We start from the raw sequence: 16,726 nt of genomic DNA on the forward strand, positions 1-16,726 counted from the left end.
TGCACCAGTTGTTTCGCCAGAAGCATTGCTGGGTAGCGAAGTACGGACGGGATAAACGCTGAAAGCATCTAAGCGTGAAACCCACCTTAAGATAAGATATCCCATATCATAAGATAGTAAGACCCCTTGTAGACAACAAGGTTGATAGGTCAGAGGTGTAAGCGCAGTAATGCGCGTAGCTGACTGATACTAATAGGTCGAGGGCTTGATCACATTTATATGTGATTCTTAGACCTTATACAAATTATTTCTTTTACGCTTTTGTTATTGAACTATGCAGTTGTCAATGTTCCCTTTAATAGATTATCCTACGGCTATTTGGCCGTTAATAATAACCATTGCGGTGGTTATAGCGAGAAGGATCCACCTGTTCTCATACCGAACACAGAAGTTAAGCTTCTCAACGCTGACAATACTTGGCGGGTAACTGCCCGGGAAGATAAGAAGCTGCCGCATCCAACAAGGCGCAAGAGTATTTTATAAATACTCTTGCGTTTTTTTATGCCCGTTTTTTCGTTACCACCGATATCTCATTATTTTTTATTTCGTCTTTTTATTGCGGCCTAAGTAGTTTTTTTGTAACTTGCGTTTTTGTTACCACCTATGTTCCATTATATTTTATTTCTTTTTTTGTTACGGTCTAAGTTGTTTTTTATGCCCATTTTTCGTTACCAACAATGTTCCATTATTATTTTATATTTTCTTGTTATGTCGATACTTCTTGACTTTATTATTTTTTTATATAGGCCTGCGTTTCGTCACTTTTTATCTCGAACATTTCCAATTTCACTTGTCGTTATTATTTATCTCGTAGCCTTATTTTTGCGTAAATATTTTTTGCTACCTTTTATTATAATAAGCAATATCTATCAGTTATTTAATTAATATTTATTTTTATCATTTGTAATTGTCTATATAATTATATTTTTTTAAATATTTGTTATAAATGTAAATTTTCCTTTAAGTTCTATCTTTAAATTTAGATATTTCGCAAAGTTTTTGTCAAATTACGAAGTTCTACACGGCGAGATTATTTCGGTCGGTAGAGAGTATATATTTAGCTTTTGGCTGTTGTAGGGCTTCTTATGGGCTTATTTTGCCATACATTTTTTGTTACAGCGTTTTAAGTCTTTTTTATAAGCTCCATAAGACTTAATTTGCTTTAAAATTATTCTTTTATGCCTTGTAAAAAGTCCAAACGGTTAAACTGCTTGCAAGTTCTTTTTTTTAAAGGACAAAAACATAAAATTTTAAACAATAAGTAAAAATAATAGTAAAAAATAAATAAAAGCATAGACAAACTAAGTTTATTTTGTTACAATCTATTAATATCAATGAAATGAAAGCTAATATTATTTTTTTTGAGCGTTTAAACACTATTTAAGACGCTAAAAAATAAAATATATAAGTATTTTTCTTTTTAACTGCATAAGGAGAGTGTATGGCAACGGTAAAAAAGCAGTCTAATATAATATCTTCGCAAAATCCTGCGGCTTGGTGGGGAGAAACTTGGCGAGAAGGGTATTTTGTAGGCAACGGAGTAATTGGCGCAAATGTTTGCGGTGGCGCAAGCTGTGAAAAAGTTCTTATTACCCACGCAGATTTATTGTGGCAAGGTCGAATAAATGTTGTTCCCGACGTAAGCGCAAAGTTAGTTCAAGCTCGTCAACTTGTCGAGTCCGGGCAATATATTGAGGTCGGCGACGTTTACACGAGGGCTCTTGCAAGCAAAAATTTCCGTCCGCAACACTTCTATTCCTTCCCTCTATGCGTGCTTAAAGCTACTACGTTGTTAGAGCGTAGTCCAAAAGAATTCCTACGCAGTCTTAATATGAACAACGCCGAAGTAACGGTTACTTATATTGATGGTCAAACTAGAACCAACCGCAATTTATTTGTTTCTAGGGCAAATGACACTATTGTCTACGAAATAACTAAGACGGGCGGAAGTAAATTGTTGGACTACGAATTTAGCCTAGAAACGCAGGACGCTTACAATAGTCGCACTCCAAACAGCTTTTCTAATCTTCCGCAGGGCGTTAGAACCAAATACGACCGTTATTTTATGTATTACACGGCTCGTAACGACGACGGAGCAGACTACGGCGCAGTTGCAAAACTTAATCATTACGGCGGTAATTTAACAGTTACCGATCAAGGTATTCGTATTTCGGGCGCAAATTCAATAATCATTTATCTTAAAGTATTTGTTAAAAGCGCATACGAAAAAGAGTTTACCCGTCTTAAACAAGAACTTAGTTTGCTTAAAGACCCTTATGACAAATTATTAAAACAACACACCACCATACACCAAAAGTTATATTCTTCTTCAACCCTCAGCTTTGAAGATACCGAAGACCAAATAACTGATGTTTTAATTGAAAATGTTAAAAAGCAAGATATTTCTACCGATTTGATTGAAAAAGAATATAAATACGCAAGATATTTGCTAATTTGTTCGACCAACGAACACGGTAGATTGTTTAATCCTTACGGACTTTGGAGCGGTAGCTTCCGCCCTTATCGTTCGGCTATGCTTTATTCTGGCGCTATACAAGAAGTCTACAACTTTGCCGTGCAAACAAATTTGTTACCGCTTGCCGAATCTATATTTAATTTTTTAGACGAACATTTAGGCGAATTTAAAGATAATGCGATAAGATTATTTAATTGTCGGGGTATATTTATTCCAACAATCCTTGCGACAAATACGGGTAGGCTAGGCTCGATTGAGCCAAACGCAATACATTTTACAGGTTGCGCCGGGCTTACCGCAAGACTTTACAAGCAATATTATTTGTTAACCGGCAATGCCAAATTTTTTAAAACTAGGTATTTGCCCTTTTTGCGTGAGGTTGCGGTATTTTATCAAGATTATTTTAAAATTTTAAAAGATGGTAGCGTACTATCTACGCCGTCGTGTTTGCCGGAATCAACCTTTACAAGCATTTCCGCCTCGCAAGATTACCCAATAGCTAAAAACGCATATATAGACTTTGTTTTATGCAAAGAAGTTCTTACCGACTTAATCGAGGGGTGCAAAGAAAGCAAACTATTCTTAGCCGAGATTGATTCGTGGCAAACCTTACTTAACGCCTTGCCCAAAAGGCAACTTTCACCCGGCGGAGAGATTAAAGACTTTCTTGACTGCGACGTTAAATCAACCCAAATTACCAATATTTCTACGCTTTACGAGGTTGATAACGCCGAAACTGCTAGCGACCTTGCAAACGACCTACTTCAAACGGCAAAAGCTAAGTTTTGCGAACCTAATAAGCAAAATTCTTATAATTTATCTATGCTTGCGCTTGCCTTTGTCAAATTAAATCAAAAGAAACTAGCGCAAGAAGCAATCGCCAACGTGGTTAGAGGTTGTAGTATGTCAAATCTTGCCCTAACCCTTAATGACTGGCGTGGTATGGGCGTGTGTGGTAATGAAATTTATGCCCCGATGCAATTACAAAGCAATATAATAATAGCTTCCGCTATTCAAAATATGTTGCTTAGGACTTCTCAAAATTCTATCTATATCTTGCCTTGTATGCCAACGGAATGGGGCAGTTTTAAAGCCGATAATTTGCTTTCGGTAAATAGTTGTGAAGTTTCTATCGCATATAACAGTTCTAAGTCGACCTTGCAAGTAGATATTAAAGCTAGAAAAGCTAGCGTATTTAATCTAATTTTACCCGATGGAACAAAAAAACTTCTTAAATCGGCGACTAAACTAATATTTGACGTTGAAAAAGATACTATCGACAATATAGAACTATCCGCAGGAAAGTCAATTAGCTTAAATTTTGCGTTTAAGCCCAACAAATAAGAAGGAATGATTATGAAATGTTTATTTTGCGGTTGTGAAGAAAGCAAGGTTGTTGATTCTAGGTCAATCGAAGAAGGCAACGCTATTCGCCGTCGTAGGGAGTGCGAAGGCTGCGGAAGGCGTTTTACGACTTTCGAAACGATAGAGACTACGCCTATATTAGTAATCAAAAATAGCGGAGTACGCCAACCTTTTGACAAAAATAAGCTTAAAAATGGTATTATAAAAGCCTGTGAAAAACGACCTGTCGCAATGCGTCAAGTCGATAGTCTTGTAGAAGACATACAAAAGCAACTTTTTAATTCGCTAGAACAAGAAGTTACAAGCAAGCGTATCGGCGAGCTTGTTATGGAGGGTCTTAAAAGCATAGACGAGGTCGCTTACATTCGTTTTGCCTCAGTGTATAGACAATTTAAAGACAGCGCAACTTTTATTCAAGAAATGACAAAAATTTTTGAACCTGAAAAAAAGATATAATGTTTGTAGATATTTTACTAAAACATTACAATAAATATCCGCTTATGCGCATAGACGACTTTGTTAAATTAATTTATCAAAGCGAATTCGGCGCGCATTTTAACCCTAATTACGATGTAATTCTTCAAGGCATTGAAGAAGAATGTCGAAATCTTACACCGCAAATCAAACCGACAATGCCAATTTCCAGCAATCTTGTAAGGGTAGACTTGCAAGATTGTTTGTATAAAGGCGTAAAATTTTCAATTCTTGCAAATATGTTTTGTTTAAGTAGCCTCGAAGGCAATCAAGAATCTATTTGTCAAAAATTTGATATTTTGCTTGATTTAATTCAAAGTAAAAAAATAAATTTATCTTTAAACGCAACCAAGGCATTTTTAATTAATTATAAAAAGTCGCCTTACGCTTTGTCGCACTCAATGGCTTACAGCAAAAATTATCAACCGCATTATAGAGTAATCGATAGCAAACTTTGGCAACTTTATAAGGTAATTGAAATTATCGAGGGCATAGCCGACAAAAAAGGCACGGTAGTAGTGGCGTTTGAGGGTTGTTCGGCAAGCGGAAAAACCACAACGGCAGGTATAATTAAGAATTATTTTGGCAGTCGTTGCAATTTGTTCCATACCGACAATTTCTTTTTGCCTCAAAGCCTAAAAACGAAGGAGCGACTAGCTGAAATAGGTGGCAACATTAATTACGAAAAATTACAAGAGTTGCTACATTCTATTAGACAGGGACAAGTCGTAGGCTACCAAAGTTTTGATTGCCATACCCAAACTTTCACAAATATTTCCCTACCGCCGTCAAATATCAACATCGTAGAGGGGGTTTATTCGCTTCACCCAACGTTAATTAAAAATTACGACCAAATTTTCTTGTTTAGCGTAGATAAATACGTTCAACAACAGCGAATAACCTTGCGTGACGGGCAAGAGGGGTTAAAACAATACAATGAAGTTTGGTTGCCGCTTGAAAATAAATACCTAAATAGTTTGGCTCTACAAGGAGAAGTAAACTATATCGACGCAAATGACCTTGACAACATCATTATTAAATAAAGATTAATTTAATAACTATTTCAATATTACTTAAATTAAAAAAACGAACATATTCAATATTACTTAAATTAAAAAAACGAACAAATTTAATATTACTTAAATTAAAAAAATGCAACAAAAACTCCACTACACAGTAGTGGAGTTGATTTTTGTAGTAAAATTAACCGTTAATTATTTAATCTCGTCGGTAGGCTCGTCGACAGGTTGCTCAACTGGCTTAGCAACTTTCTTTGGAGCTTTTTTGGCTGTTTCTTTCTTTTCCTCAGTCTTCTTAACCGGACTAGCGACAGGCTTAGCGGACTTTTTGGGAGCAGGAACTTTTGCAGCTTCTTTTGCCTTTCTTGCGTCGTTAATAGTCGCCTTAATTGTGGCTTGTTCTTCGGCTTTTTTGACTGCGGCAGCCTTTTGCTCGGCTTGCTTTTGTGTCTTAGCGTCAATCTTGATTACGACAATGCCGTTTACAAGTTGATACAAAGCTTTACTAACTTGTGATTTTTTGCGGTTAGCGCAATTTTTGTGGATAACGCCCTTAGTTGCTGCGCCGTCGATTTTGCTTTCGGCGATAGGCAATAATTTCTTAGCAAGTTCAAGGTCGCTACTAGAAATAGCTGCGTTAAATTTTTTGATTGCGGTGTTCATTTGCGAACGAACCATTTGATTTTCAAGTTTTTTCTTGTTTGAAACAGAAACTCTCTTTTCTGCGGATTTAATGTTAGGCATTTTCTACTCCTTACCCTTTAATTTCTTATTTAGCCTTGTAATTTTATCACAAATTACAATATTTGACAACAATTTTAGCTAATAATTATTATTTAGTTTGCTTATACATAGTATATAGCGTGAGCATTGTTATAATTGATAGCGGAGTAGGGGGAAGCTCCGTTTACCAAAAGGTAAAAAAATTACTTCCTCAGCAAAATTACATATATTTTTGCGATAATTTGCATTTCCCATACGGAGAGCGTAGCGTTATGGAGTTGCAACAAATAGCCAAACAAAACATCGATTACTTGATAAACAATTACCAAGTAAGTTGTTTTGTTTTAGCTTGCAATACTATTACGGCTTGCGCAATAGATTGTCTGCGGTCAACCTACCTAGACTATTCTTTCGTAGGCACTGAACCGCCAATTAAACAAGCGCTTGAATATACGGCTAATAATTGCTTAGTCGCCAGCACTCGGGCGACAGCGTTAAGTCAACGCTTAAAAGAGCGTTTTAACCAAGATAACGTTAAATTTGTAGCTTTTGACAAGCTTGCCTCAATGGTAGAATGTCAAGAGCCAAGCAAAAATATTAGTAGATATATCAATAGCGTACTTGAAAAACAAGATTATAATTTTGACTGCGTAGCCTTAGGTTGCACGCATTTTTTATTATGTAAATACGAATTTTCCCAAGCATTTATCGGCGAAGTGTTTGATGGTAGCTTAGGGGTTGCGTCTAGGGTTAAACAATTAGTCGGCAAGGCTAGGCAAGAATTTGCTTGTTCGGTTATTTTAACCAAGCACGACGACAACAAATACAATCAAATTGTTAAGTTATTACAGTAATTTTTATTTTTATCTTTGCCATTGTTGCTTTTATTTGTATTATTTGGTTTAACTTGAAATAAAATAAATCAATTTATTAAAAATATTCCTCTATTTATAATAAAAATAATAGTAAATAACCTTAAACTATTTGATAAATATAGCTGTTTAGTGTATAATCACGTTATATGGCGGTTTTTAACTACCTGTAACGCAAGTTTTATAAATTAAAGATAAAGGGGAATAAAAGATGATCGCAAAAGACATTCGCAATTTTGCTCTTATAGGGCACAGCGGTGAGGGTAAGACCACCCTAGCCGAAGCTATACTTTTTAACGCTAAGGCAATAGACAGACAAGGCAAAGTCGACGACGGCAACAGCACGCTTGACTTTGACCCCGAAGAAATAGCTAAAAAAATATCTATTTCGCTATCGGTAGCTAACGGCACTTATAGGCAAACTAAATTTAATATTATCGACGTTCCCGGCTATTTTGACTTTGACGGCGAGAAAGTACAAGCTCTTTCGGTTGCCGACTCTGCTATAATCGTAACTTCGGCTTCGGGCGATATGTCCGTAGGCACAGAGAAGTCCATAGATTACTGTATTGCAAACAAAATACCCGCAATTATATTTATCAACGGTCTTGACAAAGAGAATACTAATTATCAAGGTACTGTTTCGGCAATAACCGAGCGTTATTTAACCAAAGTTACCCCGTTATTTATTCCTATTACTAAGGGTGGATTTAGCGGTTTTGCAAACGTTCTTAATGGTAAATTCTACCAAACTAGCGACGAAGCAAACGCTATCGAAATGCCTTCTGCAATAGCTGACGAAGTAGCTTCGCTTCACTCAAAAGTTGTTGAGTCTGCCGCCGAAAGCGACGACAAACTTATGGAGAAATATTTCGAAGAAGGCGATTTAACCGAAGAAGAAGTTGAGCAAGGTCTTAAACAAGGCGTGCTTAATTGCGTAACAATTCCAATATTTGGCGGAGCTGCTTATTCTAACAAGGGTATATTCAACTTAATGAACCATATCATTTCCCTTTTACCTAGCCCCGACAAACGTGAAATAATAGCTACCGACGACGACGGCAACAGCAAGACAATCAAATGCGACGCAACTTGCCCTGTTGTTTTGAGAGTATTTAAGACCGTAGTAGACCCCTTTGTAGGTCGACTAACATATTTTAAATTACTTAGTGGTTCGCTAAAAAGCGGTTTAATGCTTAAAAACGCCAATAAGGACAGCGAGGAAAAGATAAGCTCAATGTATTTTGTTAAAGGCAAAAAACAAGAGCCTACCGATACAATCACAGCCGGCGACATCGGCGCAGTTAGCAAACTAAATACGCCAACAACAGGCGACGTGCTTAGCGAGGGCGTAGAACTTACCCTTCCGCCCATCAATATGCCTTCACCCGTACTTTCAATGGCGGTTTACGCTGCAAAAAAAGGCGAAGAAGACAAGATTTTTGCCGGACTATCCAAACTTAAAGACGAGGATATTTCTTTCTCGGTAGTTAAAAATATTGAAACAAACGAAATGCTACTTTCGGGCGTAGGCGAAAACCAACTTGACATTTTGTGCCGTAAATTAAGAAATAAATTCGGCGTAGAAGCCGTGTTAAAAGAACCTCGCATCGCATATAAAGAAACAATCAAGGGCAAAGCTACCGCCGAAGGCAAACACAAAAAGCAATCGGGCGGAGCAGGTCAATATGGCGTAGCTACAATCGAATTTGAGGCGGGCGCAGCCGACGGTATGTACGAATTTTGCGACAAGGTCGTAGGCGGAGCAATACCCAAACAATTTATTCCGGCAGTAGACAAGGGGCTTAAAGAAGCCGTTAAAAAAGGTATCCTTGCAGGTTACCCAATGATTAACCTTAAATGTAGCGTAATTGACGGTAAATATCACCCCGTAGACAGTAAGGAAATCGCTTTCGTTTCGGCGGCAAAACTTGCATACGAAGAAGCTATTCCTAACGCAAAGCCAATTCTTCTCGAACCGGTATATCTTATTAAAGTAACTGTTCCCGAGAGCTTTATGGGCGATATTTTAGGCGACCTTAATAAGCGTCGTGGTAGAGTGCTAGGTATGGAGCCTGACCAGGGTAGACAAATTATTTCCGCCGAAGTTCCTATGGCTGAAATTACTAAATACGCAACCGACCTGCGTTCGATGACGCAAGGCAGAGGCAGTTTTACTTTGGAGTTTATTAGATACGACGAAGTTCCCGCATTGTCGGCTACTAAGATTATCGAAGACGCTAAAAAGCGCGCGACCGAAGAAGAATAAACTAATATTTACAAAATTTAAAGGGGCAATTAGATACGCCCCTTTTTTGTATAAATTTTACCGTTTTTATATTTTACTTAAAAAAATTGATTTTTAGTCAACATTACTATATAATGTATGGCAAGATAAGGAGAAGTTTATGAAAATTTTGGTTACGGGCGGTACGGGCTACATCGGTAGTCATATTGTAGTCGAATTATTAAGCAGAGGCGACGAAGTCGTTATAATAGACAACCTCTCTAACAGCGACATTACCGTACTTGACCGAATAGCTCAAATTACTTCGGTTCGTCCGTCGTTTTATAAATTAGATTTATGTGACCTTGACGGGTTGTCGTACATTTTTTCCATACACAAATTCGATGTGGTAATACATCTTGCAGGCAAAAAAGCAGTAGGCGAAAGCGTAGAAAAACCCCAAGAATATTACTACGTCAACCTTATCGCCACGCTTAATTTAGCCTCGTGTATGCAACAATTTGAAGTAAAAAATCTTGTATTTTCTTCTTCGGCTACGGTGTATAGCCCAAGCAAAACTCCCGTAGACGAACAAGCTAATCTAGGTTGTACAAACCCTTATGGATATACCAAATTATTTAACGAACAGATACTAATTGATATATGCAAAGCTAACAAATCTCTTAACGTTGCAATTTTAAGGTATTTTAACCCGCTGGGAGCGCATTCTAGCGGTCTAATAGGAGAGTGTCCTATTGATACGCCTAACAATCTTGCGCCCTACGTGCTTGCGGTTGCAGGACGACAATTACCCTACGTAAGAGTATTTGGCAACGATTATTCTACGCCTGACGGCACAGGCGTAAGGGACTATATTCACGTTTGCGACCTAGCAAAGGGGCATATTAAAGTTATTGACAAACTGCTTACAAACTGCGGTTGTGTAATATATAATTTAGGAACTGGCAAGGGCTATTCCGTGCTTGAAGTAATCGACGCTTACAGGGTAGCGACTAAGGCGGATATTCCATATCAATTTTTGCCAAGACGACCAGGCGACATTGACTCGGTCTACGCCGTAGCCGATAAGGCACGTAGAGAACTTGGTTTTACGGCAGAAAGAACCTTACTTGATATGGCAAAAGACAGTTGGAAATGGTATCAATATTATTTAGCTCATATCAATAAGACAAAGAATTAACTTTGAGAACTTGTGATTGACAAATGATTGACAAACATATCAAGGGTTAGTTTAGCTAAGTCGCTTAATAGAATATTTAGCAAGAGTTATTTAATTGAAAATTATTAAAATTATTAAAACAAATTATAGGAAGTAAATTATGACAGTAAACAAGGCTTGTATATTAGCCGCAGGTCGTGGAACACGATTTTTGCCCTACACTAAGGCGGTTAGTAAAGAAATGATAGCCGTTGTCGACCGTCCTGCAATTTCGCTAATCGTAGACGAAGTAATCAGTTCGGGGATAAAGGATATTTTAATCGTCATTAGTCACGACAAAGAACAAATAATTAAGTATTTTAGTCCCGACCAAGACTTGCAAAATTTTTTAATTGCAAAAAATAAACCTATTCTTGCAAAATTAGTACAAGAAATAGGCGATAGAGCAAATATTTCTTATGTTTTTCAGTCTGTTGCAAATGGCTCGGGCGAAGCGGTTAAACTTGCAAAAGAGTTTTGCGACAATTCGCCTTGCGTTATTCTTAACGGCGACGACGCAATATATAACGCAAATAAGACTGCAACGACCCAATTAATAGAGTGCTACGAGAAATATAACCATACTGTAATAGGCGTGCAACAAGTTACTCGTCAACAAATTAGCGCTTACGCCTCTTGCAACATTGTAGCAAGTTTTGCAAAAGCTCACTTAGTCGACCAAGTGATTGAAAAGCCTTGCGAACAACAAATTAAGAGCTTGCTTGCTCCGCTAGGTCGCTACGTAATTACCCCAGACTTTTTTAATTACTTAGACAAGATTACTCCTGCAAATAACGGCGAACTTCAATTTACCGATGCAATAAACTTGCAAGCTAACAAAGTCGGCATTTACGCTTACGAATTTGAGGGTAGACGCTACGACTTAGGCGACAAATTAGGCTATCTTGAAGCCGTAGTGGAATACGCTCTTAGAGATAATTTGTTAGGCGAACCTTTTGCCAGGTACTTAAAGACTTTAAATAATAAATAATTAGTAATATATTTTTATAAAAAAAGGAGAACATCTATGAGTTATCAAACAAGAAACGACATTCCTACCCAGCACAAATGGAACTTAGCCGACATTTTTGTTTCAACGGAGGCGTGGGACAAGGAATTTGAGCAAATCTTGGCTTTACTGCCCACGTTTACCGAATACAAGGGCAAGCTTAACAACAAAAAGACCATTCTTGAAATGTATAAAAATAATGACATTACAGAAGAACGTATTGAAAAGTTGTATTGCTACGCTTATATGACTTATTGCGAGGACAGCAAGAACACCGATTCGCAAACAAGATATGGCAAAGTATCTACATTGCTCTCTAAGATGTCGGAGCTACTCGCTTATGTAGAACCGGAAATGTCTAAAATACCCGACCAAGAACTTAACGAAATGGTTGCCGACAAAGATTTTGCCGATTATAGCGAAAGCCTAAAAGCTTTAATTAGAAATAAGCCTCACGTACTCAGCGAAGAACAAGAACGCATAGTAGCTTCAACTGGCGACGTTACCAGATTTTTTAACGAAACATTTTCTCGTCTAGATAGCGGCGACCTCGACTACGGCTCGATTATGGTCGACGGCAAGGAAGTTAAACTTTCTCACGGCGCATACTCAACCTTAATGCAACACCCCGACCAAAACGTTCGCAAACTTGCCTTCGAAAGGTATTATAAGGCTTATATCGACCAAGTAAATACAATTTCGGCAATATACGAGGGTAGCGTTAAGAGCGACATTTTCTACGCTAAGGTAAGAAAATTTGACTCGGCTATGGAGAAAGCAACTTTCTACGAAAACGCCGACAAAGTCGTTTATGAAAATTTAATTAAGAGCATCAACAATTCTTTTGAACCTTTGCACGAATATATAGCGCTACGCAAAAAATTATTAAAGGTCGACAAGTTAAATATGTACGATTTGCACGTTCCAATCTTTGCTAACGCCGATATAGCTGTCGATTATGAAAAAGCGTTTGATATGGTGCTTGAAGGTCTTGCTCCCTTAGGCGAAGACTATCGCAAACTATTACTTACTGCTCGCAATAACCGTTGGGTTGACGTTTATGAAACTCCAACTAAGCGTGGCGGAGCATACTCAATGGGCGTTACCGGCGTTCACCCCTTTGTAATGTTAAATTATCAAGAAACAACGCACGACATATTTACCCTCGCTCACGAGCTAGGTCACTCAATGCACAGTCATTATTCGTCAAAGAATCAACCGCAAGCAAAAGCCGGCTACACAATATTTGTCGCCGAAGTTGCTTCAACCGTAAACGAAGTGTTGCTACTTAATTACTTACTTGCAAAAGAAAAAGACGTAAATATTAAGAAATATCTACTATCTTACTACCTAGATATGTTACGCACTACTATGTATAGACAAGCAATGTTTGCCGAATTTGAGTATATCGCCCACAAGAGAAGCGAGAACGGCGAACCTTTGTCAAGCGAAGTGCTAAGTAACGACTATTACGAACTAAACAAGAAGTATTATGGACCATCGGTTGAGCATAACCAACAAATTAGATACGAATGGGCAAGAATACCTCACTTTTACAGGGCGTTTTACGTTTATAAATATAGCACAGGCATTACAAGCGCAGTATGTATCGCTCAAAGAATACTCAAAGAGGGCGCTCCAATGGTAGCTAAATACAAACAATTCTTATCGCTAGGTTGTTCGCTTGACCCGGTAAGCGAGCTTAAAGTTGCAGGCGTTGACCTAACAAGCAATGTTCCGTTTGACATAGTTAAGCAGTCTTTTGCCGAAACGTTACAACAATTAAAGGAGCTATACGAATAAATTATGGTTAAACATATTGTTTGTTACACTTTTAAAAACGCAGGCGATAAGCAAAAAGCCCAAGATATTTTGTTATCTATGGTAGGCAAAGTACCGCAAATTATTGAAATATCTGCAAAACCCGACTTTCTTCATAGTCCACGTTCTTACGAACTTGCGCTTGAAGTAACCGTAGCCGACAAACAGCAACTAGACGCATATCAACAGAACGAATATCATTGTAATGTTGTCAAAGCATTTATGCATAGCGTTGTAGATAAGGCAGTTTCGGTAGACTACGAATTCTAATCTAATCAATTAAAATTGCTTGTTGGCATTAACAATAGGCATAAATTTAAAAAAAATAGGAGGTATCAATGTATAATTTCGACCCAATGTTTTATGCGGACATTCGCATAGAAGATAGATATTCTACAAATATAGTGTTTAAGAATAATGTGTTTGAAAGCATAATCGAGCGTAAAGATAAGCGAGCTTTCATAAGAGTTTTTGACGGAATAATGTGGTATTACGCTTCTACGAGCGAGATTAGTAACGTTCAAACCGAGCTTAACAAACTATACAAGCAGGCAAAACCAAATAAAGATATAGCTTCTAATCCGGTTGTTGCAAAATTTGAGGTAAATAAAGACCGCAAAATTGTATTTACGGATAATAATATTCGCAACGTATCTAAGCAAGATAAACTCGACCTTGTTAAAGATTGCTTTAACTATTTAACTCAGCCTTATATTAAGTTATCGGTTGTAATGTATATAGACCGTAGTAGCCTTTACGAATTTTATTCAAGCAAGGGCGCAGACATTAAATACGACCATCAAACCGCAGGGCTTAACATTATGTACGCCTTAGCAAGCCAAACCGAACAATTTACAGGCAGGTTTGGTAGGGGCGAAACTAGCTTTGACAAGTTAATTAATTTAGGTCAAGCTATTACCAAAGAAGTTGACAGAGGCGTAGACTTTTTGCTTAACGCCAAACCTTGTAAGAAAGGCAACTTCCCCGTTGTGCTTTCTCCTATCGTAGCAGGCGTGTTTGCTCACGAATCTTTTGGACATAAGAGCGAAGCCGACTTTATGCTAGGCGACGAAACTATGCGTAAAGAGTGGGCGATAGGTAAAAAAGTCGCAAGCGATATCTTAACCATTGGCGATACCGGCGTAGAATTAGGTTCGGGCTATGTGCCTTACGACGACGAGGGAACAAAGGCAACACGGACATATTTAATTAAAGACGGTATTTTGTCGGGCAGGCTTCATTCTTCTCAAACCGCAGTGTATCTTAAAGAGGAGCTAACCGGTAACGCACGGGCAATGAACGCTCAATACGAGCCCATAGTTCGTATGACCTCAACCTATATAGGTTCGGGCGACAGTACTTTTGAACAACTTATTTCAACTATTAAAGAAGGTTATTTTATCTACGACCTTGCGCACGGTTCGGGTATGAGCCAATTTACCATAGCGCCAACCATTTCTTACGAGATTAAAGACGGCAAAATTGCAAATCCCGTAAAGATATCGGTAATTACCGGGTCGGTATTTGAAACGCTAGGTTTAATTGACGGGTTAAGCGACAAGACCGAGATGCTTTCTTTTGTAACCGGCGGTTGTGGCAAAATGGAACAATATCCTCTAAACGTATCTTTCGGCGGGCCTTATGTAAGGGTGTCAAAGATGAGCGTACAATAAGGAGTTTAAACTATGCAAAAAGAAATTATTAAGACAAAATCTACAAATTATACGGTAAATATTACAAATAGCAAGGTTACTTCGTTACGCAAAGTCGTCAATACCTTAACAACCGTAAGAGCTTACGAGAATGGTTATATAGGTATAGCCGGCGGAGTAGGAGAAATTGACCTTGCAGAACTTGAACAACAAGCTATCGCTAACCTTGACAACAAAATGACTTACCCCTGCGAATTGCCGGAAAATGTCACAAAAGACGTTGACGTTGCTAACGCAATTATCAATCCCGACAATTTTGTTGAAATATGTTCTTCAATTATGTCTAGGGTATCCTTAGCTGCGCCGACCTTTATGTTTTCTAACATAATTGTTTATAGCGAATTAGAGAAATATTATTCTAATTCTTGCAATAGCAGTCTTAGTTACAAGGGCAATTCTATTCAAGTAGCGCTTGTGCTTAAAGAGAAAAGTTCGGCAAATCTATTTGACCTATTTTACGAAGCTGAGGCTGATTACATTGATATCGACCAAATTGTAGCCGATATTACCGACCTTACCGCAAACTATTATATTCCTTGCGACATAAGCGAGGGAACGCACAAAGTTATTTTTAATGGATTTAACGTTGTCGATTCGGCTATGCAACACCTTTCTTGCGAGATGTATGGCGTAGGCGCTTCGCTGTTTAAAGATTCGCTCGGCAAGCAAATATTCAACCAAGATTTTAACCTTTATTATAATTCTAACCCAGAAGAACAGATATGTATTCCATTTTTTGACGCCGAAGGGCGTTTTGGACAAGATTACAAGTCTTATATTATTAAGGATGGAATTTTGACTAACTTACTCGGCAACAAGAAGGTTGCTCAAAAGTTTAATTTGCCTTGCGCCGAACGTTCTTCCGCCGACTACGACGGGCTTGCGCAAGCTAGCCACGTAGGTATGGAAATAGGTTGCAATAATCAAAGTTTAGCCGAGCTTGCAGGCGAAGAAGCCGTACTTATAACCATTGCTTCGGGCGGAGATATGACTTCGTCGGGCGACTACGCAACCCCTGTTCAACTTGCCTATTTATATAGAAACGGCAAGATAGTCGGTCGTTTGCCAAATCTTAATATTAGCGGTAATATCAAGGATATTTTTGGAAAAGATTATATCGGCTCAACTTCCACGCTTTGTCGTCGTTATGGCAAGTCAAGCTATACGCTTGCTTTAATGAATGTAACTAAATAAAACTTTATTTATATTTAATTAGGCTTGAAACTTAATGTTTCAAGCCTAATTTTTTTTCAAGCGTTAGAAAAATTTATGCAATTTTGCCGATTGTTATCTTAGTCGGCGCTATTATTTAGCAATAGAGGTATAATATTTCGTTTTGTGAGCAAATATAAAGGTATGCCCACGCCGTAGAGAATAATTGCTTGACTAATAAATATCGACAAGCAGTTAAGCCAATAGAAAGCGTCAACTCCGCTAAGCAACCAAATAAGCGGTAGTCCTACGGCATTAAGAACAATAGGCGGTATAGGGGCAAGCCACATATTCTTAATTTCGGCGGTACAAATGCCTGCTATAAGGGTGATTAAAGTTCCAAAAATAATGTCGTAGACACCCATAACAGAAAAATATACGTTTGATATAAGACAACCAACCGTAACGCCAAGAGTAGCAAAAGGCATTAAAGAAGGCAATATTGCAAAACACTCGGCTATTCTTAATTGAATTACGCCGTAGCTAATAGGCGCAAGCACGATTGTCATACTAGCGTATAGAGCGGCAATAACTCCGCTAATACAGATTTTTGTAAGATGCGACATAATTATATTATTACACATTTTACGGTAAAAT

At 37.9% G+C, this 16,726-nt stretch carries 13 protein-coding genes and 2 rRNA genes; 13 read left to right on the forward strand and 2 right to left on the reverse strand.

The genetic code is table 11. The annotated features are described in order from the left end of the window. The 5 genes from RR062_04865 to RR062_04885 all read left to right on the forward strand — a co-directional run. Window positions 1-213, forward strand: a 23S ribosomal RNA gene (locus RR062_04865); the annotation flags it as partial. A gap of 126 nt (window positions 214-339) precedes the next feature. After that, a 5S ribosomal RNA gene (gene rrf, locus RR062_04870) occupies window positions 340-456 on the forward strand. A 985-nt stretch (window positions 457-1,441) separates the two neighbouring features. Further along, the gene (locus RR062_04875) at window positions 1,442-3,820 is read left to right on the forward strand and encodes a glycoside hydrolase N-terminal domain-containing protein (protein ID MEG2027040.1); all 2,379 of its coding nucleotides are present in this window, start codon (window positions 1,442-1,444) and stop codon (window positions 3,818-3,820) included. Window positions 3,821-3,832: 12 nt separating this feature from the next. Then, entirely contained in the window at window positions 3,833-4,297 is a 465-nt protein-coding gene (gene nrdR / locus RR062_04880) for a transcriptional regulator NrdR (protein ID MEG2027041.1), read from the forward strand. Further along, entirely contained in the window at window positions 4,297-5,358 is a 1,062-nt protein-coding gene (locus tag RR062_04885) for a hypothetical protein (GenBank protein ID MEG2027042.1), read from the forward strand. The genes nrdR and RR062_04885 overlap by 1 nt, the downstream gene beginning before the upstream one ends. Before the next feature lie 171 nt (window positions 5,359-5,529). On the opposite strand, the gene rpsT is transcribed toward RR062_04885, so the two are convergent. Beyond that, entirely contained in the window at window positions 5,530-6,078 is a 549-nt protein-coding gene (rpsT, locus tag RR062_04890) for a 30S ribosomal protein S20 (protein ID MEG2027043.1), read from the reverse strand. 119 nt (window positions 6,079-6,197) lie between these two features. On the opposite strand from rpsT, the gene RR062_04895 reads away from it, so the two are divergent. The 8 genes from RR062_04895 to RR062_04930 all read left to right on the forward strand — a co-directional run bounded on the left by RR062_04895 (window position 6,198) and on the right by RR062_04930 (window position 16,111). Next, the gene (locus RR062_04895) at window positions 6,198-6,911 is read left to right on the forward strand and encodes an aspartate/glutamate racemase family protein (protein MEG2027044.1); all 714 of its coding nucleotides are present in this window, start codon (window positions 6,198-6,200) and stop codon (window positions 6,909-6,911) included. 229 nt (window positions 6,912-7,140) lie between these two features. Next, window positions 7,141-9,198 carry an elongation factor G gene (locus tag RR062_04900; protein ID MEG2027045.1) on the forward strand — a complete coding sequence of 686 codons (2,058 nt, stop codon included), beginning with the start codon at window positions 7,141-7,143 and terminating at the stop codon, window positions 9,196-9,198. Between the two features lie 139 nt (window positions 9,199-9,337). Then, the gene (gene galE, locus RR062_04905) at window positions 9,338-10,357 is read left to right on the forward strand and encodes a UDP-glucose 4-epimerase GalE (GenBank protein ID MEG2027046.1); all 1,020 of its coding nucleotides are present in this window, start codon (window positions 9,338-9,340) and stop codon (window positions 10,355-10,357) included. 139 nt (window positions 10,358-10,496) lie between these two features. Then, a complete protein-coding gene (locus RR062_04910; protein ID MEG2027047.1) occupies window positions 10,497-11,366 on the forward strand; it encodes a UTP--glucose-1-phosphate uridylyltransferase in 870 nt (289 codons plus the stop codon). A gap of 36 nt (window positions 11,367-11,402) precedes the next feature. Beyond that, window positions 11,403-13,187, forward strand: coding sequence for an oligoendopeptidase F (gene pepF / locus RR062_04915; GenBank protein MEG2027048.1), 1,785 nt, complete (start codon window positions 11,403-11,405; stop codon window positions 13,185-13,187). Between the two features lie 3 nt (window positions 13,188-13,190). Then, window positions 13,191-13,475 (forward strand): Dabb family protein, encoded by a 285-nt coding sequence (locus RR062_04920; protein ID MEG2027049.1) that lies wholly within the window; start codon window positions 13,191-13,193, stop codon window positions 13,473-13,475. A 68-nt stretch (window positions 13,476-13,543) separates the two neighbouring features. Further along, entirely contained in the window at window positions 13,544-14,878 is a 1,335-nt protein-coding gene (locus RR062_04925) for a TldD/PmbA family protein (GenBank protein ID MEG2027050.1), read from the forward strand. A 12-nt stretch (window positions 14,879-14,890) separates the two neighbouring features. After that, window positions 14,891-16,111: a metallopeptidase TldD-related protein gene (locus tag RR062_04930; protein MEG2027051.1), complete on the forward strand. Its 1,221-nt coding sequence runs from the start codon at window positions 14,891-14,893 to the stop codon at window positions 16,109-16,111. A 98-nt stretch (window positions 16,112-16,209) separates the two neighbouring features. On the opposite strand, the gene RR062_04935 is transcribed toward RR062_04930, so the two are convergent. Beyond that, window positions 16,210-16,695 carry a QueT transporter family protein gene (locus RR062_04935; protein MEG2027052.1) on the reverse strand — a complete coding sequence of 162 codons (486 nt, stop codon included), beginning with the start codon at window positions 16,693-16,695 and terminating at the stop codon, window positions 16,210-16,212. Window positions 16,696-16,726 lie beyond the last annotated feature (31 nt).

The sequence above is a fragment of the Clostridia bacterium genome (assembly GCA_036654455.1).
Classification (GTDB): Bacteria; Bacillota; Clostridia; order Christensenellales; family CAG-314; genus JAVVRZ01.

Excerpts from the sequence above, each read along its gene's own strand:
- RR062_04900 (MEG2027045.1), top strand. The coding sequence starts at position 7,141 with ATGATCGCAAAAGACATTCGCAATTTTGCTCTTATAGGGCACAGCGGT.
- galE (MEG2027046.1), top strand. The coding sequence starts at position 9,338 with ATGAAAATTTTGGTTACGGGCGGTACGGGCTACATCGGTAGTCATATT.
- RR062_04920 (MEG2027049.1), top strand. The coding sequence starts at position 13,191 with ATGGTTAAACATATTGTTTGTTACACTTTTAAAAACGCAGGCGATAAG.
- RR062_04885 (MEG2027042.1), top strand. The coding sequence starts at position 4,297 with ATGTTTGTAGATATTTTACTAAAACATTACAATAAATATCCGCTTATG.
- RR062_04935 (MEG2027052.1), bottom strand. The coding sequence starts at position 16,695 with ATGTCGCATCTTACAAAAATCTGTATTAGCGGAGTTATTGCCGCTCTA.
- RR062_04910 (MEG2027047.1), top strand. The coding sequence starts at position 10,497 with ATGACAGTAAACAAGGCTTGTATATTAGCCGCAGGTCGTGGAACACGA.
- rpsT (MEG2027043.1), bottom strand. The coding sequence starts at position 6,078 with ATGCCTAACATTAAATCCGCAGAAAAGAGAGTTTCTGTTTCAAACAAG.
- nrdR (MEG2027041.1), top strand. The coding sequence starts at position 3,833 with ATGAAATGTTTATTTTGCGGTTGTGAAGAAAGCAAGGTTGTTGATTCT.
- RR062_04925 (MEG2027050.1), top strand. The coding sequence starts at position 13,544 with ATGTATAATTTCGACCCAATGTTTTATGCGGACATTCGCATAGAAGAT.
- RR062_04875 (MEG2027040.1), top strand. The coding sequence starts at position 1,442 with ATGGCAACGGTAAAAAAGCAGTCTAATATAATATCTTCGCAAAATCCT.
- RR062_04930 (MEG2027051.1), top strand. The coding sequence starts at position 14,891 with ATGCAAAAAGAAATTATTAAGACAAAATCTACAAATTATACGGTAAAT.
- pepF (MEG2027048.1), top strand. The coding sequence starts at position 11,403 with ATGAGTTATCAAACAAGAAACGACATTCCTACCCAGCACAAATGGAAC.